The 658-nt window shown below is 71.6% G+C and carries 1 pseudogene; it reads left to right on the forward strand.

The features are described 5' to 3' along the window. Positions 1–658 (forward strand): annotated as a pseudogene (locus JKL48_RS22910) (hypothetical protein); the annotation flags it as partial.

Below are 658 nucleotides of genomic sequence, written 5' to 3' on the forward strand. Positions count from 1 at the left end.
ATCACGGTGAACCCGGCCACGGGCCTGACCATCGATGCCACCGGCGCCATCACGCCCTCGACCTCGACGCCCGGCACCTACTTCGTGACCAACACCGTGGCCGCTTCCGGCGGCTGCGCCGCCGTTACCGGCGGGACGACGGTGACCATTGCAGCCCCTGCCACCGCCGGCTTTGGCTACGGCAGCGCGCCCGCCTATTGCACCAGCGCCACCAGCGCCGTGGCCCCCACGCTGGCCACCGGCGCCACGGCCGGCACCTTTAGCTCGGCCACGGGCCTGACGCTGAACGCCGCCACCGGCGCCATCACGCCTTCGTCCTCGACGCCGGGCACCTACACCGTGACCAACACCGTGGCCGCAGCGGGCGGCTGCGCGGCCGTGACCAGCACGGCCACGGTGACCATCACCGCTCCGCAAACGGCGGGCTTCAGCTACGGCGCCACGGCTTACTGCACCAGCGCTACTGCCGCTGCCGTTCCCACGCTGGCGACGGGTGCCACGGCCGGCACGTTCTCCTCGACCACGGGCCTGACGCTGAACGCCACCACCGGGGCCATCACGCCTTCGACCTCGACGCCGGGCACCTACACCGTGACCAACACCATTGCCGCGGCTGGCGGCTGCGCCGCTGTAACTGGTACGGCAACCGTCACCATCA

It is taken from the genome of Hymenobacter rubidus (assembly GCF_016734815.1).
Lineage (GTDB): Bacteria > Bacteroidota > Bacteroidia > Cytophagales > Hymenobacteraceae > Hymenobacter > Hymenobacter rubidus.